This window comes from Methyloparacoccus sp. NF-16 (assembly GCF_056880625.1).
Genome location: NZ_CP174130.1, coordinates 2,234,103 through 2,256,139, shown reverse-complemented (window position 1 = coordinate 2,256,139; position 22,037 = coordinate 2,234,103). Strand labels below are relative to the sequence as shown.

The window sequence follows — 22,037 nt, the reverse complement described above, 5'->3', positions numbered from 1 at the left end:
TTTCGCTCCCGCTAGCCGCCGAGGTAGGCCTTCAGGCCGGGCGGGATGGGGCGCCGCAGCAACCGGTTGCGGTAGTCCCAGGCTGACTCGCCCGGCTCCATCAGGAAGTCGACCTGCCGGCCGGCCAGCACGGCGACGGGTGTGCCGCCCCGGTAGAGCAACCGGTTGCCGGCCAGTGCCGGCAACCGGCTGCCGGGGGTGACGATGCCGGCGAGGTTGAGCGGATCGGCGGCGCTCAGGGTGATCAGCGTGTCGTCGACGGTTTGCCGGCGCACCGTGCGCAGCAGCTCGACCGCTGCCGGCAGCGCGAACTGCTCGCCGAAGTGCCCGGCGACGAACCGGCCGCCGCGCAGGTCGCCACGGGCCTCCAGGCGGCGATAGCTGCGCAGCAGCTCCAGCCAGGGCGGCGCGGTCGGCTCCCGCGTCAGCAGGGCGCGGAAGATGACGCCGTAACGTCGCAGCAGCGTGCCGGCGGCATGCTCGACAGCCTCCTGGCGGGCCTCCGCATCCGTTGCGGCCGCCAGTTCCGCCAGCGGTCGCAGCAGCGTCCAGCGGCCGGCCTCCTCCATGCCCAGCGCCAGATGGCGGTAGCGCTGCTTCTTCTGTTCCGGTACCAGCAGGGCGCGCAGGCCGGCGAAGCTGTCGGACGCGGCCAGGCCGCGCGCCACCAGCTCCGCCAGCGCGGCCTCCAGCGGCGTCTTCAGCATTCCGCTGGCCTCCGCCAGCTCCTCGAAGAACAGGGCGCCGCGCCGGTCCAGAATCTCGGCTACCCGCTGGGCGCCCGGGCCGAGTCCGGGTGGCCCGGCGGTCGTCGCGAGCCGTCGCCAGGTCGCCAGGTGACGCCGGCCGAGGAAGGCCAGCGGCGAGGCCTTGATCGGACCCGGGCCGCTGCCCGGCGCACTCAGCCGGGTCCAGACCACCTTGCCGGCCAGGCAGAGGCTGTCCAGCCAGGCCGGGTCGTAGTCCTGCAAGCGAGCCGGCAGGATGTCGCCCTCCCAGGCGCTGGCGGCTGCCTCGAACCCCTCCAGTTGCGCCAGCTGTGCCGCCAGGGCCTGCGCGCCCTGCTGCCGGGTTTCGGGATGTACCCGCTGCCAGCGGAACAGGAAGCGCATGAAGTCGCCGGTGGCGACCGGCTCGATTTCCTGCCGCAGGCGGTTGAGCGTGTAGCGGTGGATACGGGCCAGCAGGCGCCGCTCGCACCACTGGTCCGCTCCGGCTCCGCTGTAGGCGCCGCGCAGCAGGTAGCCGTCGGCCTGCAACGCCAGCAGTGCCTGCTCGATCTGCCGCACGGGCAGGTGCAGGCGGGTGGCCAGTTCGTCGGCCGCGACCGGCCCGGAACAGCCCACCCGGCCGCGCAGCATTTCCCGCAAGGCCTCTTCGGGCGTCCAGGATGGCACGAGATATTCGGCTGGCAGGCGTGCCCATAGCCCCGGGTTCGCCAGCCGTGGCCCGCCGGGCGATCCGTTTGCGTGCCCGGGATCGCGGGGCGCGTCGCTGCGGATACCGGGATGGATCGCGCCGAACAGCGGCAGCCGCTCCGCCGCCACCCAGAGGCGCGCGCCCATGCCGAAGCGGATCTCCGCCGCCCGATCCTGCCGGGCGAGTGCCTGGAACCATGCCGGCCAAGCCGATCCGCCCTCCTCGGGCGCCAGGAAGCCGGTCGTCATCAGGGCATCGTGCAGCTCGTCCGGGCTGCCGGCTGCCGGCCAGGCCTCCTGCCGCACCCGGTCGATCGCGGCGGGATCGAGACGGGCCAGGTCGCCGGCCTCGGCCGGGTCCAGCCAGCGGCGGTTGGCGACGGCACGGGTGCGGCGCTCCTCCAGCGGCGCGCCGTCGAGAAAGCTGTAAACCCGGCTGTTGACGATCTCCGCCGCCAGCGGTGACGGTTCGGTCAGGTCGCGACAGACCACGCGAATCTCGCCCCGCTCGATGGCGCCGAGAATGCGGGTCAGCCGGTCGATGTCCATGGCCTCGGTCAGGCAGTCGTGGATGGTCTGGTTGACCAGCGGATGATCGGGAATCTCGCGGTCGCCGACGATGTTCTCCAGGCAGGCGAGCTGGTCGGGAAACACCGCCGTCACCAGGTCCTCGGCCTGCATGCGCAGCAGATAGGGCGGCGTTTTGCGGCCGCCCTGGAAGCGCCGCAGTGCCAGCGAGCAGACGGCGTTCCAGCGCCAGCGCACGGTGAACATGGGCGCATCCAGCAGGGCCTGGACGAGAATGTCGCGCACCGTCCCGGCCTTGAGATACGCGGCGACATCGGCCAGCTCGAAGCTCTGCGAGCCACCCAGCGACAGGATCAGGGCATTCTCGGTGGCGGCCGCCTGCAGCTCGAAATTGAACGAGCGGCAGAAGCGCTTGCGCAGCGCCAGGCCCCAGCCGCGGTTGACGCGGCTGCCGAACGGCGCGTGGATGATGAACTGCATGCCGCCCGATTCGTCGAAAAAGCGCTCGAACACCACCGTGTCCAGCGTCGGCAGGACGCCCAGGGTCAGCTTGGCGGCCGCCAGGTAATCCACCGCCTGCCGGGCGGCGCCGGCATCGATGCCGACCTCGTCGACCAGCCATGCCTGCGCGGCGCGGGTGTCGATCGGCGCGTTGCCATCGGCTGGCTCCGGCAGGCGCGGTGCCAGCGTCTGGCGCAGATGCGCGACTGCGCCGGACAGCTCCCAGGTTCGCCCCGGCGCCTCGCCGAACCAGAACGGGATGCTCGGCGGCTGGTGGTGCGCGTCCTCGACCCGCAGGGTGCCGCCCTCCAGTCGCAGCACCCGCCAGCTGGCATTGCCCAGCTGGAAGATGTCACCCGCCATGCTTTCGATAGCGAAGTCCTCGGCCACGGTGCCGATGAATTCTCCCTGCGGTTCCAGGATCACCCGGTATTCGGCGTTGTCGGGTATCGCGCCGCCACAGGTGATGGCGGTCAGGCGTGCGCCCTTGCGTGCCCGCAACCGCCGGTGGATGCCGTCGCGGTGCAGGTAGGCGCCGCGCTGGCCGCGCCGCGTGGCATAGCCTTCCGCCAGCATGCGGACGACGGCATCGAAGGTCGTCCGCGGCAGGTCGCGATAGGGCCAGGCGCGCCGCACCAGCTCGTAGAGCTCGTCCTCGCCGAAATCCTCGCCGGCGACCATGGCGACAATCTGCTGGGCCAGTACATCCAGCGGCTGCGCGGGGATCTCCAGCCGGTCCAGCTCGCCGCGCCGGACGGCGTCGATCAGGGCGATGCACTCGATGAGATCGTCGCGGCTGGTGGGGAACAGGCGTCCCTTGGGCAGGCCGCCGGCAAAGTGGCCGGAGCGCCCGACCCGCTGCAGGAAACCGGCGATGGAACCGGTGCTGCCAAGCTGGCAGACCAGGTCGACGTCGCCGATATCGATGCCCAGTTCCAGCGAGGCGGTGGCGACCAGGGCCTTGAGCTGGCCGGTCTTGAGCCGGTGCTCGGCGGACAGGCGCTGCTCCCGCGACAGGCTGCCGTGATGCGCGGTGACCTGCGCCTCCCCCAGGCGCTCGCTCAGCGCCCGTGCCAGCCGCTCGGCCAGCCGCCGGGTGTTGACGAAGATCAGCGTGGTCCGGTGGGTTTCGATCAGCGCCGCCATGCGGTCGTGGATGTCGCCGGCGGCGTCGCCGGACAGTACCGCCTCCAGGGGCGAATCCGGCAGCTCGATGGCCAGATCCAGCGCCCGTCGATGGCCGGTGTCGATGATGCGGCAATCGCCGCCGCCAGTCAGGAAGTCGGCCACTGCCTCGATCGGCCGCTGGGTGGCGGACAGGCCGATGCGGTTGAGCGGGCGGGCGGCAAGGCGTTGCAGACGCTCCAGCGAGAGCGCCAGGTGGGCGCCCCGCTTGCTGCCGACCAGGGCATGAATCTCGTCGACGATGACGGTGCGCACGGTGGCCAGCATGCGCCGGCCGCTCTCGCTGGTCAGCAGGATGTAGACCGATTCCGGCGTGCTGACGAGGATGTGCGGCGGGCATTTGCCCATGCCGGCGCGCACATGGGCGGGCGTGTCGCCGGTACGGACCTGGGTGCGGATGGCGCACGACATGGCGCCGTGCTCGAACAGGCGCGCATGGATGGCCTCCAGGGGTGTTTCCAGGTTCTTGTGGATGTCGTTGCCGAGTGCCTTGAGCGGGGAGATGTAGAGCACCCGGGTCTCGTCCGGCAGGCCGAACGTCTCGCCCTCCCGGACCAGCTCGTCGATGGCGGAAAGAAACGCCGCCAGGGTCTTGCCGGACCCGGTCGGTGCGGCAATCAGCACCTGGCGCCCGGTCCGCAGGGCTTCCCAGGCGCCCCGCTGGCAGGCGGAGGGTGCGGCGAAATTCGCCTCGAACCAGTCGCGAACGACGGGGTGAAAGCTGGCCAGGGTCATGGCTGCCGGCCATTCCGCCGGAAACCGCGGGCCGGTGCTCTCATCCCGGTCACGCCGGGCAGAGTTCGGTCATCGGCCAGCGCGGCCGCGCGATGATTTCGGCGGGCTCCCGCTGACCGGCCAGGAGGCGCTGGCAGCCGGCGTAGGCGATCATGGCGCCGTTGTCGCCGCAGAAGTCCAGACGCGGGAAATAGGCGACGCCGTTCTCTTCCCGCGCCATTGTCTCCAGCCGCTGCCGCATCAGGCGATTGGCGCTGACACCGCCCGCCACCACCAGCCGTTTCAGGCCGGTCTGGCGCAGCGCCCGGCGCGTCTTGATCACAAGCGTGTCCACCACCGCGGCCTGGAAACCGGCGGCGACGTCGGCACGGTCCTGTGGCGATCCCCCGGTGGCCTGCAGGGTCACCAGTGTGTGCGTCTTGAGACCGCTGAAGCTGAAATCGAGGCCGGGCCGGTCGGTCATGGGACGGGGGAAACGGAAGCGGCCGGCATCGCCCTGTTCCGCCAGCCGGGCGACCCGGGGGCCGCCGGGGTAGCCGAGTCCCAGCAGCTTGGCGGTCTTGTCGAACGCCTCGCCCGCCGCATCGTCGATGGATTCGCCCAGAATGGCATAGCGCCCGAGGGCTTCGACTTGCACCAGCTGGGTGTGCCCACCCGATACCAGCAGGGCGAGAAAGGGGAAGGCCGGCGGGTTCTCCTCCAGCAGGGGGGCCAGCAAGTGCCCCTCCATGTGGTGAATCCCGATGGCGGGGATGGCGAGGCTCCAGGCCAGGCTGCGGGCTACCGACGCACCCGCCAGCAGCGCGCCGATCAGGCCGGGACCGCTGGTGTAGGCAATGCCGTCGAGGTCGGCCAAAGTCCGTCCGGCATCGCCCAGCACCCGCCGGATCAGCGGCGTCAGCTTACGGATGTGGTCGCGGGAGGCCAGCTCCGGCACCACGCCACCGTACTCGGCGTGGGTTTCGACCTGGCTGTACAGCCGGTGCGCCAGCAGGCCTTGGCCGTGGTTGTAGAGCGCTACGCCGGTCTCGTCACAGGAGGTTTCTATGCCCAGGGTCAACACAAATGCTTTTTGCCATCTCAGCGTGGGAGGGTATAATTATCGGCTTTTATTTGGCCCCGGTTTGACCGGATCTACAACTTGTTGAATTCCTTAAGGAATCCTTGGAAAGCTTACATGCCTTCGATCAAAATCAGAGAAAACGAACCTTTTGAAATCGCAATCCGCCGTTTCAAGCGCGCCTGTGAGAAGGCGGGCGTCCTGTCCGAGGTTCGTCGCCGCGAGTTCTACGAAAAGCCCACCGAAGAGCGCAAGCGTAAGGCCGCCGCGGCAGTCAAACGGCATCTGAAGAAGCTTTCCCGCGAGCGTTTCGCGCTGCAGAACCTCCGCAAGGGTCGTCCGCAGACCGAGCGCTGAGCCGCGATGAGCGAGCTCAAGGCGCGGTTGCAGGCTGACATGAAGTCGGCCATGAAGGCCGGCGAGAAGGACCGGCTCGGTGTCATCCGGCTGATCATGGCGGCGGTCAAGCAGCGCGAGGTCGACGAACGCATCGAACTTGACGATGCCGAGATCATCGCCGTGCTCGACCGCATGACCAAGCAGCGCCGCGAATCCATCGCCCAGTACGAATCGGCCGGCCGCGACGACCTGGCCGCGGTCGAGAAGGCCGAGATTGAGGTCATCCAGCAATATCTGCCGCAACCCCTCTCAGAAGCCGAGATCGACGACCTGATCCGGGCGGCGATCGCCGAAACGGGCGCCGAGGGCATCGGCGGCATGGGCAAGGTCATGGCGGTCATCAAGGCGCCCATGCAGGGTCGGGCCGACATGTCCAGGGTCAGCGTGCGCGTCAAGGCCCTGCTCGGCGTCTAGGGCCGCGCTCCACGCGGCAGGCGGGCGTCAGGCCCGCCCGGATGTCCACCGCCTCGTCCCGTCAGCGCATCCATCCGGGTGATCCTCGATCGGGCAGGCGCCGGTTGCCTCCGGCCATTGCGCACCTTTCGCAGGGCCTATCGTTTGGGGAAACATGGTCGGAAAAATCCCTGAACAGTTCATCCAGGATGTTCTTGCCCGCACGGACATCGTCGACCTGATCGACGCGCGGGTTCCCCTGAAGCGATCGGGCAGCAACTTCATGGCCTGCTGCCCGTTTCATCACGAGAAAACCCCCAGCTTTTCCGTCAATCGCCAGAAGCAGTTCTACTACTGCTTCGGTTGCGGCGCGCATGGCACCGCCATCAGCTTCCTGATGGATTATGACCGGCTGACCTTTCCCGAGGCCATCGAGGAACTGGCGGGCCACCTCGGCCTGCCGGTGCCCCGGGAATCGGGCGCCGGGGAACCGCGTCCGCCGGGCGCGGCGGCGATCGAGCCGCTCTATGACATCCTGGAGCGGGCCAGTCGTCACTATCAGCAGCAGCTGAAGACCCACCCCGACGCGGCGAGGGCGGTGGCCTATCTGCGTCGCCGCGGAGTCAGCGGCGAAATTGCGCGCCGCTATCGGCTTGGCTTCGCGCCACCCGGTCCGCGCGGTTTGCCGCCGGAGTGGCCCCCCGAGCTGCTGCAACGCGCCGGCCTGACCCGGGATCGGGGCGGCGACTGGTTCCGGGATCGCGTGATGTTTCCCATCCGCGACCGCCGCGGCCGCACCGTGGGCTTCGGCGGGCGCATCCTCGACGAGGGGCAACCCAAGTACCTGAATTCGCCCGAAACGGACGTTTTCCACAAGCATCGCGAAGTCTACGGGCTCTACGAACTGCTGGAGAGTCGCCGCAAGCCGGATGGCATTCTGGTCGTCGAGGGCTACATGGATGTCATCGCGCTGGCGCAATTCGGCCTGCAGGAAGCCGTGGCCACCCTGGGCACCGCCACCTCGGCGGAGCAGGTCGGCCTGCTGTTCCGCTACAGCCCCAAGCTGGTCTTCTGCTTCGACGGCGACGCAGCCGGCCGCAAGGCCGCCTGGAAGGCTCTGGAGTCCAGCCTCGCGCATCTGCGCGAGGGTCGGCAACTGCGTTTTCTCCTGCTGCCCGAGGGGTGCGATCCGGACAGCCTGGTGCGGGAGGAGGGCGTCGATGGTTTCCGGCACCGCATCGAGGCCGCACAGACCTTTTCCGATTATTTTTTCGATCGCCTGCTGTCGGGGCTCGATATCGCCACCATCGAGGGACGGGCGGCGCTGGTGGCCAGAGCCCAACCCCATATACAGAAGCTTCCGGGCGGCGTCTTTCGGGACATGGTCGAGCAGCATCTGGCCGCTTTGAGTCACCAGTCGCCGGCACAAGCCGCCCCGGCGACACCGCCCGGCGCCCGCGACCCCCGTCTGCGCCGGGATCGCACTCAAATCGCGGGGCACCCCTCTGCCATCCGCACCTTCCTGGCGCTGCTGGTCCAGCATCCGCGGCTGGTCGAGCATATCGACACCGCGAGCGCGGCCCGGCTGGCGGCACTCGACCGCCATGGCGCCTTGCTCAGCCGGTTGATCGCCTACCTCGCCGAGCATCCCGACGTCAGCCCGGCCGGCCTGCTGGAAGGGTTCCGGGATATGCCCGAACACCGGGTTCTGGCGAAGCTCATGGCCTGGGATACCCAGGTCGGTGCCGACGGCATCGAGCCTACCTTCCTCGATCATCTGCGCCATCTCACCGTGGAATTGCCGCGCGCCAGCCGTCTCGAATGGCTGATCCAGAAATCCCGCCGGGAACCGCTTAGCGACGCCGAACGTGCCGAACTCCGCGCCCTGACCAGCGCCTCTCCCGGTCCCTGACGTCGCCTGCCATTCTTCTAATGAAGGCTCGAATGCGCTATACTGCGCAGTTCCCGACTTTTGGGCAGACACGGGAGTAGACCGATGGATCTCGAGCAACAGCAATCGTTGAAAGAGTTAATTGCCAAGGGCAAGATGCAGGGTTACCTCACCTACTCCGAGGTTAACGATCATCTTCCCGGCGATGTGGTCGACCCCGAGCAGATGGAAGAAATCATCTGCATGATCAACGATATGGGTATCGAGGTCCACGAGGACCGGCCCGATACCGACATGATCGCCGAAACGGCGGTGGTCACCGAGGATGACGAGGAGGAAGCTGCCGAAGTGGCGGCAGCGCTGGTTTCCTCCGTCGACACCGAGCTGGGGCGGACCACCGATCCGGTACGCATGTACATGCGCGAGATGGGTACGGTCGAGCTGCTGACCCGCGAGGGCGAGCTGAAGATCGCCAAGCGCATCGAGGAGGGCCTTAATCTCGCCGCCAACGAGCTGGTTCGTTTCCCTGCCTCCATGCACCATTTCCTGTCGGCTTTCGAGAATGTCGAGAAAGGTGAGATTCGCCTGTCCGAGCTGATTTCCGACTTCTACGACCCCAATGCGGACGAGGCTGCTCCGGTTGAGGCCCAGGCGGCAGACGAGGGTGATGCCGACGATGCCGTCGAGGAAGCCGAGACGGGCCCGGATCCCGAGGTCGCCAAGGAGAAGCTGGCGATCTTCAGCAAGCGTCTCAAGACCGCCACCAACGCGCACAACAAATACGGTGCCCATCACGAGAAAACCCAGAAGGCTTTCGACGCACTTGCCGAAACCTTCATGGAATTCAAGAAGACGCCGCTGTTTTTCAAGGAGCTGACCGAAATTCTGCGGCGTACGGTCGATCGCATCCGCGAGGAAGAGCGCCTGATTCAGGACATCGTCGTCGGCCGAGCCCGTGTCCCCCGGGCCGAATTCATCGCCTCCTTCGTCGGCAACGAGAGCAATGCCGATTGGCTGACGCCCTGGAGCGAGGCAGGCAAGCCGTACAGCAAGGTACTGGCAGCCCACGCGGAAGACATCAAGGCGGCGCAGGCGCGCCTGGCGCAGGTCGAGAAGGAAAACCTGATCTCCATCAAGGACATCAAGGACATCAACCGGCGCGTCTCGATCGGCGAGGCGCAGGCTCGTGCCGCCAAGAAGGAAATGATCGAGGCCAACCTGCGCCTCGTCATCTCGATCGCCAAGAAGTACACCAATCGCGGACTACAGTTCCTCGACCTGATCCAGGAAGGCAACATCGGCCTGATGAAGGCGGTGGACAAGTTCGAATACCGCCGCGGCTACAAGTTCTCGACCTACGCGACCTGGTGGATCCGTCAGGCCATCACCCGCTCGATCGCCGACCAGGCGCGCACCATCCGCATCCCGGTGCACATGATCGAGACCATCAACAAGCTGAACCGGATCAGCCGTCAGATGCTGCAGGAGATGGGGCGCGAGCCGACGCCCGACGAACTGGCCGTGCGCATGGAAATGCCGGAGGACAAGGTGCGCAAGGTCCTCAAGATCGCCAAGGAGCCGATTTCGATGGAGACGCCGATCGGCGACGACGAGGATTCGCATCTCGGGGACTTCATCGAGGACTCCCGCGTCATGTCGCCAATCGAACATGCCACTGTTGCCAGTCTTCGGGAAAGTACCCAGCAGATTCTCGCCAGCCTTACCGCGCGCGAGGCAAAGGTTCTGCGCATGCGTTTCGGTATCGACATGAACACCGACCATACGCTGGAAGAAGTCGGCAAGCAGTTCGACGTCACGCGCGAGCGCATCCGCCAGATCGAGGCCAAGGCGCTGCGCAAGCTGCGCCATCCCTCCCGTTCCGAACAGCTGAAGAGTTTCCTCGATATCGAATAATGTAATGCAACGTTTCGGGCCTCTAGCTCAGTCGGTTAGAGCAGGGGACTCATAATCCCTTGGTCCTCGGTTCGAGTCCGAGGGGGCCCACCATATAAATCAGAGCCTTACGAGAAATCGTAAGGCTTTTTTATTGCCCATGGGACACTGGTGGGACACTCACAGAAAACAAGGGGCAACAAATGGCCGCTAATCGGTGGGCGGGTGGAGCGGCACGTTCGCCCATGCCGTTCCTGTTTGGGCCTGCCCGCTGGCGGTGGAATCAGTCCTGAATCTGCTACAGGCAGCTTCACTCAATATTAGATATTAATAATATTAGTGGAGGAACCTATAGGCGGTGCGCGACTAGAGAACGAAGGTGGTTCCCACTACCCTACTCACACGCTTTGCGGAAGGACCCAAGGCGTTTGGTTCGCGCTACACGCCCCATGGTGTCATGCCATGATGTGATAGAACCCGCCGGGCGGCATACAAAAATACAAAAATCGAGCGCGAGTACCCGTGAGTGTCTCATGAGGCAAGGGTGATGTGGGGAAGCCCTTTTGTAGCAGTGAGATAGCGCATAGGGACATCAGATAGCATCTCTGATGTTGCGGCTTATTGCCGTTTGCGCTAGGCTTTTGCGCAAGGTGCGCCGGGGCATTGCGACTGCCCCGACCCGTGACCGCAAACCCAGGGGGCTAGGTTCGGGCCGCCGCTATTCTAACCCGCCGCCGCTGCCAAGCCCCTACGCCAACCATAGGGGGCCATCATGGCAAGCATCGAAAAACGCACGACCCAGGATGGGGCCGTTTCCTACCGTGTGAAGGTTCGCCTGAAGGGCAAGCCCACGCAATCGGCAACCTTTAAACGCCTGACCGATGCCAAGAAATGGGCCACCTGATCTTGCAACCTTTTTTTGGACACCAACTTCATTAAGCGGCCATACGGTTCTCAAAGTCCCAGGGTGACTGGTAGTTGAGGGTTGAATGGCGGCGTTTTGGGTTGTAGTAGGTTTCGATGTACTCAAAGACATCGGCTTTGGCCGCTGTCCGGGTCGGGTAACGCGCCCCCTGTATCTGTTCCACCTTCAGCGTATGGAAGAAGCTTTCCATGGCGGCATTGTCGTAACAGTCGCCCTTCCGGCTCATGCTGCACAGCAGGCCATGGTGCTCAAGCAGCGCCTGGTAATCCAAGGCCGCGTATTGGCTGCCGCGGACGCCCTTCTAAGTGTCAAGGGGTAATTTGAACCTGGTTGATGTCGCGATTACGTTTCCGAATCAGGCCGAAGACCTCGCGGGCGATGTACCGCTTCAGGCAACGAAGGGCTTCGAGCTTAGAATGTCCCTCGGCAATCCGCTTTGCCACGTAGGCCTGGGTGCGCGGATCGGTCCGCAACCGGCCGATAGCGATGATGTGCAGCGCGCTGTTGGCTGCTCGATCACCGCCGCGGTTTAGGCGATGCCGGGTAACTTTACCGGAGGAGGCCGGCACGGGACTGGCGCCGCAGAGCGCGGCGAAGCTGGCTTCCGACTTCAAGCGCTCGGGGTTATCGCCGGCCGTCAGTAGCAACTGTGCGGCCGATTCATAACCGATGGAGTTTCGCGCAATCAGGTCGGGCGCCAATTCCTGGACCAAGCCTGCAATCATGATATCCAGGTCGGCAATTTCGTCATGGAGTTCCAGATAGCGCCGCGCCAAGGATTTCAGGGTGATCCGGTAAGCCGAGGCCACCTGACGATAATCGGTCAGATCAGGACGCCAGGCGGCCAAGGTCCGGATGAGTTGCATGCGGGTCAGGGTTCTGAGGGACTCACGCAACTCATCGGGAGCTGCCACGATGGTGGTCTGGATCATCTGGAGGGCGACGCGGCGGGCGGCTACTGCGGTCTTACGACACACCTTCAGGACCCGTAGGGACTCAATCATGCCGTCCCGGCGCTTGGGCGTCACCGTGCGCGTGCCCGCGAAGGCAGCATGGGCGGCGTTTTGCGCATCGATGACATCATCCTTGCCTCGTTTACGACGATCCGTTTTGTCAGGCGTGGTCACCTCCAGCACCGTGACGCCGGATGTCTGCAGGAACCGCAGCAAGCCGGCGCCATAGGTCCCCGTGCACTCCACGCCGACGCGGATGACCTCGCCAAAAGATCGCATCCAGGCGAGCATCTGTCGGTAACCTTGGCGAGTGCTGGCAAAGCACTCGGTGCCCAATACGTGATCGTGCTCATCGACCACGGCGGCCATGTGCAGGTCTTTATGCGTGTCGACGCCGCCAACCACGCGGCGATTGATGGGATGCTGATGCTCAGACATGAGAACTCTCCGGTTCTGGACCCTGGGGAATGGCGTTACCTGAACCAAATGTCTGGACAAGACAGTAAAGCGACAGGACGTCAGGCCCTTCTCGAGTCACAGGCACCGGCGAGGTCTTGCCTCACCGCAAAGCGTTTCCAGGTGGCCGACAGGTCCGGGGAAAGACACGGAGTTCAGTCGATCGGAGTGGGGGGCAAGCCGCCTGGAACACATCGCAGTGCCCTATCATCCCTGGCTGGTCGATCGTTGTGAGAATCAGGCCGCCCAGGAACCACGGGCGAAGACATTCTTACTATCGGAATGGAGGATCAGCCCGGGTGGGGGACGGCGCCGGAACAGGGCCATGGTCAGGGCCGCCATCACCAGATCCTTGGTGATCCGTTCCGCCATGGACCAGCCGACCACGGCCCGGGAATAGAGGTCCAGCACGACCGCCAGATACAGCCAGCCTTCGTTCGTCCACCGGTAGGTGATGTCAGCCACCCACTTCTGGTTGGGTCCCGCGGCGGTGAAGTCCTGCTGCAGCCGGTTGGGCGCCACCGGCAGGCGATGCGTCGATTGCGTGGTCGCTTTGAAGCGCCGCGCCGCTCGCGCCCGCAGCCCCATGGCCCGCATCCGTTTAGCCACCCGCCGTCGGCTGACACGCCAACCCTGGCCTGCAAGTCCAGCGTGATGCGGGGCGCGCCGTAACGGCCCCGGTGCTCATCAAAGAGTCGCTGAATGTCAGCGTCTAGACGCCGGTTCTCGGCGGCTCGTGGCGACTCCGGCGCCTGCCTCCAGGCGTAATAGCCGCTCCTACTCACCCCGAGCATCCGACACAAGGCCGCCACCGCAAACACCTCTTCATGAGCCTGGATAAAGGCGTACTTTACCGGGACTCCCTGGCAAAGTACGCCGCCGCCTTTTTTAGGATCGCGACCTCCTCCTCGCGCTGGGCTAACAGGCGCTTGAGTCGCGAAACCTCGACGGCTTGCTCAGCGTGCAAGGCTTCCGCCCCCTGGTGCAGGCGATAGCGCGTGAGCCAGTTGTGCAGCAAACTCTCACCGATATCCAACTCCCGGGCCACCACTGCCGCCTTATGCCCAGCCAGCACCCGCTTCACTGCTTGCTCCCGAAACTCCGGAGTAAATTTCCGGCGCATTGCTTTGTCTCTCACGGTCATGAATCACCTCGTCATTGCTACTCACAAACAAGGTGTCCACTAAATGATGGCAGGATCAGGGCAACGCCTCAACGGCGCAAAGGTTTGGCTCGAGACGATCCTCCCGCAGCTGGTGTCTGTGCACTGTCTGGATGAGCCTTCATCACTGGCTGGCACGGATAGCTTTCAGTGAAGGCCTCCACCACCAGTTTTCCCGCGTTGTCCTTGAGTCGATCACCGTGCGCGAACAGGTAAGCCTGGACCGTCCGTACCCGCTCCGGCAAGGGTACCGATGGGAGACAAAAAGCCTGACCGTTCAGCGCATCGGTGATGCCTTGGATGTAACCGTGACAACGCGGGCCATTGAATGCGTCGAACTCCTGTGGGCTATGCGCCAGCATGCGCTGAAAGCCCTGGCATTGGTATTTCAGACTTTCGCCCGTTTCCATGGGTATCGTCTCGGCCCGTGCCGCCTGTACTGCCAGGAGCAGCAGACCGGACATCGGCACGCATCGGTAACGGGCAGCCAAGCTTAAGAGCATGTTGATTGAGGATTCGTCAATGAGAAGGAACTACTTGCCAGGTTGGCTCTCGCGTTGTTGCTCGACCGAACGGTTCACGTCGACCTTATTATAAATATTCACCGTAGCCAACAGGTGAAGCCCTGTCAAAGGCTGGTCAGCAACCGGCAGTCATTTCGCCATCACCCTCGGCAGATCACGCCAGCGGGTCGTATACGCCGGTGATAGAGTCCCACGCTTCATGCGCCAGGAGTCCTCTTTTTCCTTCAGGGTCAGCCCCTGAGCAGCGGTCCAGACCGTTTCCCGGCCCATATCTCGGTTCAACCCATCCATGATCGCCAGCAGCTTCTCTCGCTTGATCGACGCCTCGGGATCGGTTGAATCAAACAGCGAGAGCTGCCCCTGGCGCCTTCGGCGCCAGATTCAGCAGCATCACCCCGGCTTTCTGGTAACGGAATCCCGGCTGATAGCTGATAGATGCGCGCCAGCCCTCGGTTGGCCGCCTGGGTCAGGATCAGGGTATCGTCGGTCGGCTCCGTCAGCCGTATCGTCACGCTGGGGTGGTATTGCGGTTCGCTCGGATTGAAGGGGGGTGTGTTCAGAAATGTCGTGATCGCCGAGGTCTGCGATCCTTGGTTCCGCAGTTTCTCCGCCGCTCGGGCGGTATAGGTACTGACGGCTTGCCGCAATGACGTCAGATCGGTCACCAGCTTCCCGAAGCTGCGGGAGGAGATGATCTGCTGTTTGGGCGGCGGTGCTTGTTCCATGGTGATGCAGGGCACTCCCCGTAACTCCAGTGCCGTGCGTTCCAGGATCACATTGAAATGTTTCCGAATCCAGGGCGGATCGACCTGACTCAAGTCCCATGCAGAACGAATGCCCAGCCCCTCCAGCTGGGTTGACCAGCGGCGACCAATGCCCCAGACATCCGCGACCGAGGTTTCCTTCAACAGCCTCTCGGCCACAGGGGACGGCAGGGCCGTCAGATTGCAGAGGCCTTGCGCCTTGAAGGCTGGATGCCTCTTCGCCAGCCGATTGGCCACCTTGGCCAAGGTCTTGGTCTGGCCGATGCCGACGCCAACGGGAATCCCGATCCATCGGTGAACCTGCTGGCGTAGTTGGCAGGCCATCTGATCCAGATCAAAATGGCGGAACCCGGTCCACTCGATAAAGGATTCATCGATGGAATACACCTCCTGCCGGTCCGAGAATTCGCCAATGATCGACATCATCCGGCTGGAGAGATCCGCATAGAGGGTGTAATTGGAGGACAGCGCCAAGCCACCCACTCGTTCATACTCCCGCTTGATCTTGAAGTAGGGCGTACCCATGGCGATACCCAGGGCCTTGGCCTCATCCGATCGCGCCACTACACAGCCGTCATTATTCGACAGCACCACCACCGGACGCTGGCTTAACGTCGGATTGAAGACTCGCTCACAGCTGACATAGAAGGCGTTGCCGTCGACCAGGGCAAAGACGGAATCAGACGGCGTGGATGACACGGGTCACCACCCCCCAGATCACACAATCAAGCCCTTCCTTGAGTTGCAGCGGCGGATAGGCCGAATTCTCTGGCATCAGCCAGGCGGCACCGTCTTTCAAGGTCAACCGCTTCACGGTCAGTTCCCCGTTGACCGCCGCGATCACCACCTTGCCGTCGGTGGCCGCCAGGGCGCGATCGACGATCAACAGGTCCCCGTCATGGATGCTGGCCCCGGTTATCGAATCGCCAGTGACTTTGACGAAGAAGGTTGCCGCCGGGTGCTCGACGAGATCGTTCAGATCCAGCCGCTGATCGACATAATCATCCGCCGGGGAGGGAAAGCCGGCCGGTACCCGGCTGGCATACAGCGGAAAGGCTTGTTTCAGCGCCGACCCATCGGGCAGCCAGGCACCCTCGGGGGCCACGCCATGGCGGTGCCGGGCCTTAATATCGTCCAGCAGCGCCTGAATCTCCGGATAGAGGCTGACCGGCACGCGGATGGCGCGAGTCGATTCGCCATAGGCATTGCTGCCGGGCTTGCGCCCGGCGCCGGGTCGATAACCGCCGCGTGGGGACATCGGGTGCTCCTGATGTTGACTGCTTCAGAATAGTGTACGGAAAACATGGGAGAGGAGAAAGCATCGCGTGGATAGCGCCAAGGAGGGTGATCTGGGGCTGATGCGGACGCACGATGAATGCCACCGGCAGAGGCTGTCCCATGGATCGCGACGCCTCTGGGGCGGGCTGGAAAATCTCGGGTATGTCATCGGCCGGAAGCCTGGCCAAAGGCTGCAGGGAGAGGGCACAAAAAAACCGCCCCGAGGGGCGGCGTTTTTGTTGATTTGCACTTACCACGCACTTTCGGGATTTTTCCGAATTCTGCGAGATTGGCTAACCCTTTGAAAAATATGGTGGGTCGTATTGGATTCGAACCAATGACCACTGCATTAAAAGTGCAATGCTCTACCGACTGAGCTAACGACCCACACAAGCAGGGCATTATAATCGCAGGCCCTGACGCGATCAAGGCGCCATGCCTGTCCTCCTGGCCGTGGCCCTCCCATTCCGCTTTCCCTGAACCTGCCCATGAACGCAAAGCCATTATCCAGCCTTGCCCGGTTGCTGTTCATCCTGCTGGCGCTGCTGCTGTCGGGCTGCGTGTGGTTGCGGTTGCTGGAGATCAAGAACCAGCTGGCCGAATTCGACGATAACGTGCGCATCGAGGTGGCGAATCGGCATTTCATCGTCCACCTGCTGAGGCCTGTGCTCCTGAGCGAGGACTTCACCTATCTGAGCAAGCTCAACCCCAGCCGGGTCGAGCCGCTTCCGGGGGGTGCATACCGTTGGTACCTGGATTTCCGCATCGATCCCGCCAGGACCCCGGAGCAGAAAGCCAGGCGGGTGTCCTTCGTCATGACCTGGACGCCCCGGAACCGGCTGGCGTCCTTCGATTTCTCGCCGCTGTTCATGGAGATGGCGCCGGCGGCATTCCTGGAGGCATCGATACGCTCGCTGGGCGTGGGCAAGGTGGATCAGGACCGGAAACAGCTGAAGGTCGATCCGGAGGACCTGCCCAGGCTGACCGCGAGCCTGCCGAAGGCCGGCGATATCCTGTCGGTCATGGGACCGCCCTTGGAGGACCATCGCCAGGATGGCTTGCGGTTGCTGGTGTACCGCTTCCTGGCCGAGTCGCAGCCGGTCGAGCCGGAATACGAGGCGCGGCGCGTCGCCGAGGCCAAGCTGTACTTCGATGCCCGCAAGGATGAGCTGATCCGCCTCAAGGGCCAGTTTGCCGGGCTGAAGCTGTCGATCGACTACCGCAAGCTCACTGGCCAGGCACCCTGAGCCTGGCGCCGGACCGGCACCGAGGTGTGTCTCACCACCCGGTCAGCCGTGCAGGCTTACCAGGTGGTGCCAGGCATGTCGGGCGTGCGGGATCAGCCGCCCGAAACCGGCCTGCGCCGCCAGGGCGCGCAGCTGGCCGAGCGAGTCCGGCCGGTCGCAGTCCCGTACATGGGCGATGGCGAAATCCAGCTCCTCGGGGGAGAGCGCGCGCCATTCGCTGGCCATGGTGCCGCAGTAGGCGTCCAGGTAGTCGGCCAGGCTCTGGTCTTCTTCCCGCAGCACATCGATCAGCAGCAGCCGGCCGCCGGGTCGGAGCCGTCGATGGCAGGCGGCCAGAAACGCGCCTTTCGCGGCGGTATCGAGGTGATGCAGCGCAAAGCTGGAGAAGATCACCGCATAGCGGTCGTCATCCTCCCGGTTCAGGAAATCGAGCATGTCAGCCTGCCGCAGGCTGACGGGGCAGGCCAGTCCGCCCAGGTTCTCGGCCGCCGCCGCCAGGGCGACCTCCGACAGGTCGACGCCGCAGTAGCTCGCCAGCGGCAGTGTCCGCAGCAGCGGAACCAGGTTGGCGGCATCCCCGCAGCCCAGGTCGAGCAGATCGAAGGCCTGTTCCGGGACGGCACGCAGCTGCCGGCCGAGTTCGGCATAGATCTCCCGGTGAAACATGTAGTTCTGGTCCACCAGCTTGCGGTAGACCCGCCAGCTGTCCACGAAGAATACCGGTGCCTGGCGGGCGGACGGCTCGGGATTGCGCATGCGCGGCGACCGGTCAGACGACCAGCGGGACGGTGCGCCCGCTGGCGGCGGATTCCAGGGCGGCGACGATGGTACGGCAGTTGGCCTTGGCGTCCGCCAGGGAGAGTCGCGGCGGCTGGCCGTTCAGCGCCGCCGTGCCGAAGCCCTCGATTTCCAGCGCGAAATGGTTGGCAGGTTTCAGCCGTTCCTCGCCGCACCGGCCATCCTCCGTCCACCACTGGATTTCCGGCACGTCGCCGGGCAGCTGCCAGACTGTCGGGCATTTGATGGCCCCCTTGGTGCCGGTGATCTCATATTCCGAGCGCCGGGTGCATTCGAAGCTGAAATCGAAATGCGCGCGGCGGCCGCCACCATAGTCGAGGATGCCGCTGGTGGAAATGTCCGCCCCGCTCTCGACCCGGTGCGCCATGGCCGTCACCGCCAGCGGCTCGCTATCGAACCACATGCGCGCCGCATGGATGGCGTAGCAGCCGATGTCCCACATGGCACCGCCGCCCTGGCCGATGTCGCGCGCCAGCCGGTACCGGCGGGCAGGGCGCATCTGGAACGAGAAGCTGGTCCTGACGCTGTATACCTCGCCGATCAGGCCGCTCTCCAGCAGCTCCCGCACCCGCTGGTGCTGCGGATGGAAGCGGTACATGAAGCCTTCCATGACGGTGACGCCGCGCTTGCCGGCGGCGGTCTCGATCGCCTCGATATCCGCGACGCTCAGGGCCATCGGCTTCTCGCACAGGAGATGCTTGCCACGCTCGATCACCCGCAGGGCCCATTCGGCATGTTCCTCGTTGGCCATCGGCAGGTAGATGGCCTGGATGCTGGCATCGTCCAGCAGGGCTTCCAGGCGGTTGTAGGCGCGCACCCCGGTCGCGGCTGGCGCATACCTGGCCAGGGTTTCCGCCGCCGCGCCCGGACGGCGGCTGGCGATGGCCACCAGCTCCGCATTGCTGGCCTCGGCGATGGCGGGCAGCAGGCGCTCGTTGACGCGGGCGGCGCCGAGAATGCCCCAGCGCAATCGGGGTTGTTGGTTCATGATGACTCTCCAGGATGGCGTGGGACGGCGACGCAACAAGATACCCGAGTGCATGGCCGCGCACCAAGCCGGGCGCCCGAATCTCGCGCAGTCGCCAGCTTGCGCGGCTGGCGGCGCGCTATAGAATTCGGTCACCCGTCCCCCGGCCGGGCCCGCCCAACCCAACTCGCACGAGGATATCCCATGAAAATCGGTATCGCTTCCGATCACGCCGGCTTCGATTACAAGGAGGCCTTGCGCCACTGGCTCACCGCGCTGGGGCATGAGGTCAAGGATTACGGCTGCTTCAGCGACCAACGCACCGATTATCCGACCTGGATTCGCCCCTGTGCCGAGGCGGTGGTCAAGGGCGAGGTCGAGCGGGGCATCGTGCTCGGCGGCAGCGGCAACGGCGAGGCCATCGTCGCCAACCGCGTCAAGGGCTGCCGTTGCGGCTATACCTTCGACGAGCAGACCGCCTTCCTCACCCGCTCCCACAACGACGCCAACTGTATCGCCATCGGTCAGCGCATCGTCACCCTGGACATGGCCAAGAAGATTGTCGAAACCTTCCTCGCAACCCCGTTCGAGGGCGGGCGGCATGTGCCGAGGATCGTAGCGATTGATGCGTGATGCAGGACACCGAGGAGGGTCCCTCGACGTCATGACGGCCTGATTCAGGCCGCCGCGAAGCTCGGAAAATCCGGGTGCCCCTCCAGATAAATCCGAGCCCGGGAATCGGGCAAGCACAGTGTGGCATGGCCAGGAACGATACGAATAACAACGGCAACGAGGAGCTCTCAGACTGCACGCATGTCGGGCTGAGGCTCATCTTTCACGAGTACAACTCCGGTGAGTTGACCCCCGCCCATGCCGCAAGGTTTCTGGAGCCATTCCAATGACTCCAACCAGTCATCCACCGCGCATCGAGAGACTGCATGTCAAAAACTACCGGGCGCTGAGGGACATCAAGCTGGAGAAGATGACGCCGCTGACCGTGCTGCTTGGGCCGAACGGCAGCGGCAAGTCCACGGTATTCGACGTATTCGCCTTTCTGGCTGAGTGCTTTACGGATGGCTTGCGCAAGGCTTGGGATCGCCGAGGACGTTTCAGGGAGTTGCGTAGCCGGGGTCAGGATGGACCCATCGTCATCGAAATCCAGTATCGCGAAATGCCCCAGACACCCCTGATCACCTATCACCTGGAGATCGAGGAACACGTGAAAGGGCCAGTAGTGGCTCGGGAATTCCTGCGATGGAAACGCGGCCATCCCGCAGAGCCATTTCATTTTCTCGACTATCAATACGGCAAGGGCAAGGTCATCACGGGAGATGCCCCGGAATCAACCGACACTCGCATCGAAAAGCCGCTCTCCGGACTCGATGTGTTGGCGGTCAGCACGCTGGGCACGCTGGCGGAGAACCCCCGCGTGATAGCCCTGCGCAATTTCATCACCGGCTGGCATCTGTCCTATCTCTCTGCAGACGCTGCCCGGGGCAATCCCGAAGCGGGCGGGGAAGAGCGCCTTTCCCCCACCGGAAACAATCTCCCCAATGTGATTCAGTATTTGCACGACCAGCATCCTGAACGGCTGGAGCAGATATTCGAGACACTGCGGCGGCGCATCCCTCGCATCGAGAAAGTGCAGGCCGAAGTCTTGCAGGACAGCCGTCTGCTGTTGCTGGTGAAGGATGCGCCCTTCTCAACACCCGTGCTGTCGCGTTTCGCCTCCGACGGCACCCTCAAGCTGCTGGCCTATCTGACCGTTCTCTACGATCCCGAGCCACCGCAACTGATCGGCATCGAGGAACCGGAGAACTATCTGCATCCCCGCCTCCTGCCGGAACTGGCCGAGGAATGCCAACAGGCGGCGGATCGTGCCCAATTGATCGTGACCACACACTCGCCATTCTTCATAAATGTGCTGCGTCCGGAAGAAGTGCGGGTACTGTTTCGTGCCGCGGATGGTTATACCCAAACGCGCCGAGTCGCCGACATGCCCGGCATTGACGCATTTCTCGACCATGGGGCCACCCTTGGTGAACTCTGGATGGAGGGCCATTTCGATGCGGGTGACCCCCTGTCAATGGGGGATGATGTGTAATGCGGATCGAATTCCTGGTCGAGGAGCCATCCGCCGAAGAGGCACTGAAGCATCTGCTGCCACGCCTGATCAAACAACGCGCCCAATGGAAGCTCATCAATCTGGGTAGCAAATACAAACTGCTTAAGGCATTGCCTCAACGCCTCGCCGCCTATCGCCAGCGCATCGCCGCCGGCGAGAATCTTCGGGTGGTGGTGCTGGTGGACCGTGACAATGACGACTGCGCGGCCCTCAAGGTCCAACTCGAAGATGCTGCAAGGCGATCATCGCTTGCCACCAAATCCGACCCCGACATCGATGGCCAGTTTTACGTGGTCAATCGCATCGTCATCGAGGAACTGGAATCCTGGTTCATTGGCGACCCGGCAGCCCTGCGTCAGGCTTTCACCAGCCTGCCGAGGATTGATGAGAGAAGCGGCATCTTTCGCACACCTGACAACGGCGGCACCTGGGAAGCGCTGCATCGTTTCCTGAAGAGGCACGGAATATACAAGAGCAGCTACCCCAAAATCGACGCCGCCCGGCGGATCGGCCCCAACCTGGACCCTCAGGCCAACCGCTCGCCGAGCTTCCGTATTTTCGTTCAGGGTGTAGAGGCCCTGCTGGCATGACCCGCATGCTCGCCAATACCGCGTTTCTGACCTGCTCATGTGAGCAAATTGGGCTTGTCAGGTTTGCCTTGCGGATCGCTTCACCATGTCTTGGAATGGCATCCTCTCAACCCCGTTCGAGGGCGGCTGGCATGTGCCAAGGATTGTGGCGATTGATGCCTGAGAGGGTTCGCCCTGCCCCCGGACAGGGCCGTGAGGCCACCGGGGGATGGCCCTTCGCCTCGCATCATGAAAATGGCCACCAA

Annotated in this window: 20 protein-coding genes, 2 tRNA genes and 2 pseudogenes; 10 read left to right on the top strand and 14 right to left on the bottom strand. The window is 64.2% G+C overall.

Annotated features, from left to right (window positions below; genetic code table 11):
- Positions 1-11 precede the first annotated feature (11 nt).
- Together ACH5N8_RS10730 and tsaD are read right to left on the bottom strand one after the other, a co-directional pair.
- Positions 12-4,367 carry a DEAD/DEAH box helicase gene (locus ACH5N8_RS10730; protein ID WP_483281301.1) on the bottom strand — a complete coding sequence of 1,452 codons (4,356 nt, stop codon included), beginning with the start codon at positions 4,365-4,367 and terminating at the stop codon, positions 12-14.
- A 49-nt stretch (positions 4,368-4,416) separates the two neighbouring features.
- Positions 4,417-5,430, bottom strand: coding sequence for a tRNA (adenosine(37)-N6)-threonylcarbamoyltransferase complex transferase subunit TsaD (gene tsaD / locus ACH5N8_RS10725; RefSeq protein WP_483281300.1), 1,014 nt, complete (start codon positions 5,428-5,430; stop codon positions 4,417-4,419).
- A gap of 114 nt (positions 5,431-5,544) precedes the next feature.
- On the opposite strand from tsaD, the gene rpsU reads away from it, so the two are divergent.
- The 6 genes from rpsU to ACH5N8_RS10695 all read left to right on the top strand — a co-directional run bounded on the left by rpsU (position 5,545) and on the right by ACH5N8_RS10695 (position 10,907).
- The gene (gene rpsU / locus ACH5N8_RS10720) at positions 5,545-5,784 is read left to right on the top strand and encodes a 30S ribosomal protein S21 (protein ID WP_483281299.1); all 240 of its coding nucleotides are present in this window, start codon (positions 5,545-5,547) and stop codon (positions 5,782-5,784) included.
- Positions 5,785-5,790: 6 nt separating this feature from the next.
- Complete coding sequence (locus ACH5N8_RS10715) at positions 5,791-6,240, top strand: GatB/YqeY domain-containing protein (protein WP_483281298.1); 450 nt, start codon at positions 5,791-5,793, stop codon at positions 6,238-6,240.
- A gap of 154 nt (positions 6,241-6,394) precedes the next feature.
- Entirely contained in the window at positions 6,395-8,131 is a 1,737-nt protein-coding gene (gene dnaG, locus ACH5N8_RS10710; protein ID WP_483281297.1) for a DNA primase, read from the top strand.
- Positions 8,132-8,215: 84 nt separating this feature from the next.
- A complete protein-coding gene (gene rpoD / locus ACH5N8_RS10705; protein WP_483281296.1) occupies positions 8,216-10,024 on the top strand; it encodes an RNA polymerase sigma factor RpoD in 1,809 nt (602 codons plus the stop codon).
- A gap of 16 nt (positions 10,025-10,040) precedes the next feature.
- Positions 10,041-10,117 (top strand) — tRNA-Ile (locus ACH5N8_RS10700).
- A gap of 658 nt (positions 10,118-10,775) precedes the next feature.
- Positions 10,776-10,907, top strand: a complete 132-nt coding sequence (locus ACH5N8_RS10695) for a hypothetical protein (protein ID WP_483281295.1) — start codon at positions 10,776-10,778, stop codon at positions 10,905-10,907.
- A gap of 31 nt (positions 10,908-10,938) precedes the next feature.
- On the opposite strand, the pseudogene ACH5N8_RS10690 reads toward ACH5N8_RS10695, so the two are convergent.
- From ACH5N8_RS10690 to ACH5N8_RS10645, 10 genes and pseudogenes are all read right to left on the bottom strand, one after another.
- Positions 10,939-11,220: pseudogene (locus ACH5N8_RS10690) on the bottom strand (IS3 family transposase); the annotation flags it as partial.
- Positions 11,221-11,236: 16 nt separating this feature from the next.
- Positions 11,237-12,319, bottom strand: coding sequence for an IS110 family RNA-guided transposase (locus tag ACH5N8_RS10685; protein WP_483281294.1), 1,083 nt, complete (start codon positions 12,317-12,319; stop codon positions 11,237-11,239).
- Positions 12,320-12,574: 255 nt separating this feature from the next.
- Positions 12,575-12,946 carry a DDE-type integrase/transposase/recombinase gene (locus tag ACH5N8_RS10680; RefSeq protein WP_483281293.1) on the bottom strand — a complete coding sequence of 124 codons (372 nt, stop codon included), beginning with the start codon at positions 12,944-12,946 and terminating at the stop codon, positions 12,575-12,577.
- 26 nt (positions 12,947-12,972) lie between these two features.
- A pseudogene (locus ACH5N8_RS10675) lies at positions 12,973-13,131 on the bottom strand (IS3 family transposase); the annotation flags it as partial.
- A gap of 56 nt (positions 13,132-13,187) precedes the next feature.
- Positions 13,188-13,481, bottom strand: a complete 294-nt coding sequence (locus ACH5N8_RS10670) for a transposase (protein WP_483281292.1) — start codon at positions 13,479-13,481, stop codon at positions 13,188-13,190.
- Between the two features lie 68 nt (positions 13,482-13,549).
- Entirely contained in the window at positions 13,550-13,963 is a 414-nt protein-coding gene (locus ACH5N8_RS10665) for a Rap1a/Tai family immunity protein (protein ID WP_483281291.1), read from the bottom strand.
- A 189-nt stretch (positions 13,964-14,152) separates the two neighbouring features.
- A complete protein-coding gene (locus ACH5N8_RS10660) occupies positions 14,153-14,293 on the bottom strand; it encodes a DUF4113 domain-containing protein (RefSeq protein WP_483283182.1) in 141 nt (46 codons plus the stop codon).
- 8 nt (positions 14,294-14,301) lie between these two features.
- The gene (locus tag ACH5N8_RS10655; RefSeq protein ID WP_483281290.1) at positions 14,302-15,486 is read right to left on the bottom strand and encodes a Y-family DNA polymerase; all 1,185 of its coding nucleotides are present in this window, start codon (positions 15,484-15,486) and stop codon (positions 14,302-14,304) included.
- Positions 15,467-16,045: a LexA family protein gene (locus ACH5N8_RS10650; protein ID WP_483281289.1), complete on the bottom strand. Its 579-nt coding sequence runs from the start codon at positions 16,043-16,045 to the stop codon at positions 15,467-15,469. Before ACH5N8_RS10650 ends, ACH5N8_RS10655 begins: the two co-directional genes overlap by 20 nt.
- A 331-nt stretch (positions 16,046-16,376) precedes the next feature.
- Positions 16,377-16,452 (bottom strand) — tRNA-Lys (locus tag ACH5N8_RS10645).
- Between the two features lie 101 nt (positions 16,453-16,553).
- Between ACH5N8_RS10645 and ACH5N8_RS10640 the strand changes: the two genes are divergently transcribed.
- The gene (locus ACH5N8_RS10640; RefSeq protein WP_460028868.1) at positions 16,554-17,312 is read left to right on the top strand and encodes a hypothetical protein; all 759 of its coding nucleotides are present in this window, start codon (positions 16,554-16,556) and stop codon (positions 17,310-17,312) included.
- A gap of 42 nt (positions 17,313-17,354) precedes the next feature.
- Here ACH5N8_RS10640 and ACH5N8_RS10635 read toward each other — a convergent pair whose 3' ends face one another.
- Complete coding sequence (locus ACH5N8_RS10635; RefSeq protein WP_483281288.1) at positions 17,355-18,068, bottom strand: class I SAM-dependent methyltransferase; 714 nt, start codon at positions 18,066-18,068, stop codon at positions 17,355-17,357.
- 13 nt (positions 18,069-18,081) lie between these two features.
- Complete coding sequence (locus tag ACH5N8_RS10630) at positions 18,082-19,098, bottom strand: Gfo/Idh/MocA family protein (protein WP_483281287.1); 1,017 nt, start codon at positions 19,096-19,098, stop codon at positions 18,082-18,084.
- Between the two features lie 183 nt (positions 19,099-19,281).
- Between ACH5N8_RS10630 and rpiB the strand changes: the two genes are divergently transcribed.
- From rpiB to ACH5N8_RS10615, 3 genes are all read left to right on the top strand, one after another.
- Positions 19,282-19,710 carry a ribose 5-phosphate isomerase B gene (rpiB, locus tag ACH5N8_RS10625; protein WP_483281286.1) on the top strand — a complete coding sequence of 143 codons (429 nt, stop codon included), beginning with the start codon at positions 19,282-19,284 and terminating at the stop codon, positions 19,708-19,710.
- 265 nt (positions 19,711-19,975) lie between these two features.
- Positions 19,976-21,181: an AAA family ATPase gene (locus ACH5N8_RS10620; protein ID WP_483281285.1), complete on the top strand. Its 1,206-nt coding sequence runs from the start codon at positions 19,976-19,978 to the stop codon at positions 21,179-21,181.
- Positions 21,181-21,792 carry a DUF4276 family protein gene (locus ACH5N8_RS10615; protein WP_483281284.1) on the top strand — a complete coding sequence of 204 codons (612 nt, stop codon included), beginning with the start codon at positions 21,181-21,183 and terminating at the stop codon, positions 21,790-21,792. The genes ACH5N8_RS10620 and ACH5N8_RS10615 overlap by 1 nt, the downstream gene beginning before the upstream one ends.
- Positions 21,793-22,037 lie beyond the last annotated feature (245 nt).

Excerpts from the sequence above, each read along its gene's own strand:
- ACH5N8_RS10730 (WP_483281301.1), bottom strand. The coding sequence starts at position 4,367 with ATGACCCTGGCCAGCTTTCACCCCGTCGTTCGCGACTGGTTCGAGGCG.
- rpsU (WP_483281299.1), top strand. The coding sequence starts at position 5,545 with ATGCCTTCGATCAAAATCAGAGAAAACGAACCTTTTGAAATCGCAATC.
- ACH5N8_RS10715 (WP_483281298.1), top strand. The coding sequence starts at position 5,791 with ATGAGCGAGCTCAAGGCGCGGTTGCAGGCTGACATGAAGTCGGCCATG.
- dnaG (WP_483281297.1), top strand. The coding sequence starts at position 6,395 with ATGGTCGGAAAAATCCCTGAACAGTTCATCCAGGATGTTCTTGCCCGC.
- rpoD (WP_483281296.1), top strand. The coding sequence starts at position 8,216 with ATGGATCTCGAGCAACAGCAATCGTTGAAAGAGTTAATTGCCAAGGGC.
- ACH5N8_RS10695 (WP_483281295.1), top strand. The coding sequence starts at position 10,776 with ATGGCAAGCATCGAAAAACGCACGACCCAGGATGGGGCCGTTTCCTAC.
- ACH5N8_RS10685 (WP_483281294.1), bottom strand. The coding sequence starts at position 12,319 with ATGTCTGAGCATCAGCATCCCATCAATCGCCGCGTGGTTGGCGGCGTC.
- ACH5N8_RS10670 (WP_483281292.1), bottom strand. The coding sequence starts at position 13,481 with ATGACCGTGAGAGACAAAGCAATGCGCCGGAAATTTACTCCGGAGTTT.
- ACH5N8_RS10665 (WP_483281291.1), bottom strand. The coding sequence starts at position 13,963 with ATGTCCGGTCTGCTGCTCCTGGCAGTACAGGCGGCACGGGCCGAGACG.
- ACH5N8_RS10660 (WP_483283182.1), bottom strand. The coding sequence starts at position 14,293 with ATGGGCCGGGAAACGGTCTGGACCGCTGCTCAGGGGCTGACCCTGAAG.
- ACH5N8_RS10650 (WP_483281289.1), bottom strand. The coding sequence starts at position 16,045 with ATGTCCCCACGCGGCGGTTATCGACCCGGCGCCGGGCGCAAGCCCGGC.
- ACH5N8_RS10640 (WP_460028868.1), top strand. The coding sequence starts at position 16,554 with ATGAACGCAAAGCCATTATCCAGCCTTGCCCGGTTGCTGTTCATCCTG.
- ACH5N8_RS10635 (WP_483281288.1), bottom strand. The coding sequence starts at position 18,068 with ATGCGCAATCCCGAGCCGTCCGCCCGCCAGGCACCGGTATTCTTCGTG.
- ACH5N8_RS10630 (WP_483281287.1), bottom strand. The coding sequence starts at position 19,098 with ATGAACCAACAACCCCGATTGCGCTGGGGCATTCTCGGCGCCGCCCGC.
- rpiB (WP_483281286.1), top strand. The coding sequence starts at position 19,282 with ATGAAAATCGGTATCGCTTCCGATCACGCCGGCTTCGATTACAAGGAG.
- ACH5N8_RS10620 (WP_483281285.1), top strand. The coding sequence starts at position 19,976 with ATGACTCCAACCAGTCATCCACCGCGCATCGAGAGACTGCATGTCAAA.
- ACH5N8_RS10615 (WP_483281284.1), top strand. The coding sequence starts at position 21,181 with ATGCGGATCGAATTCCTGGTCGAGGAGCCATCCGCCGAAGAGGCACTG.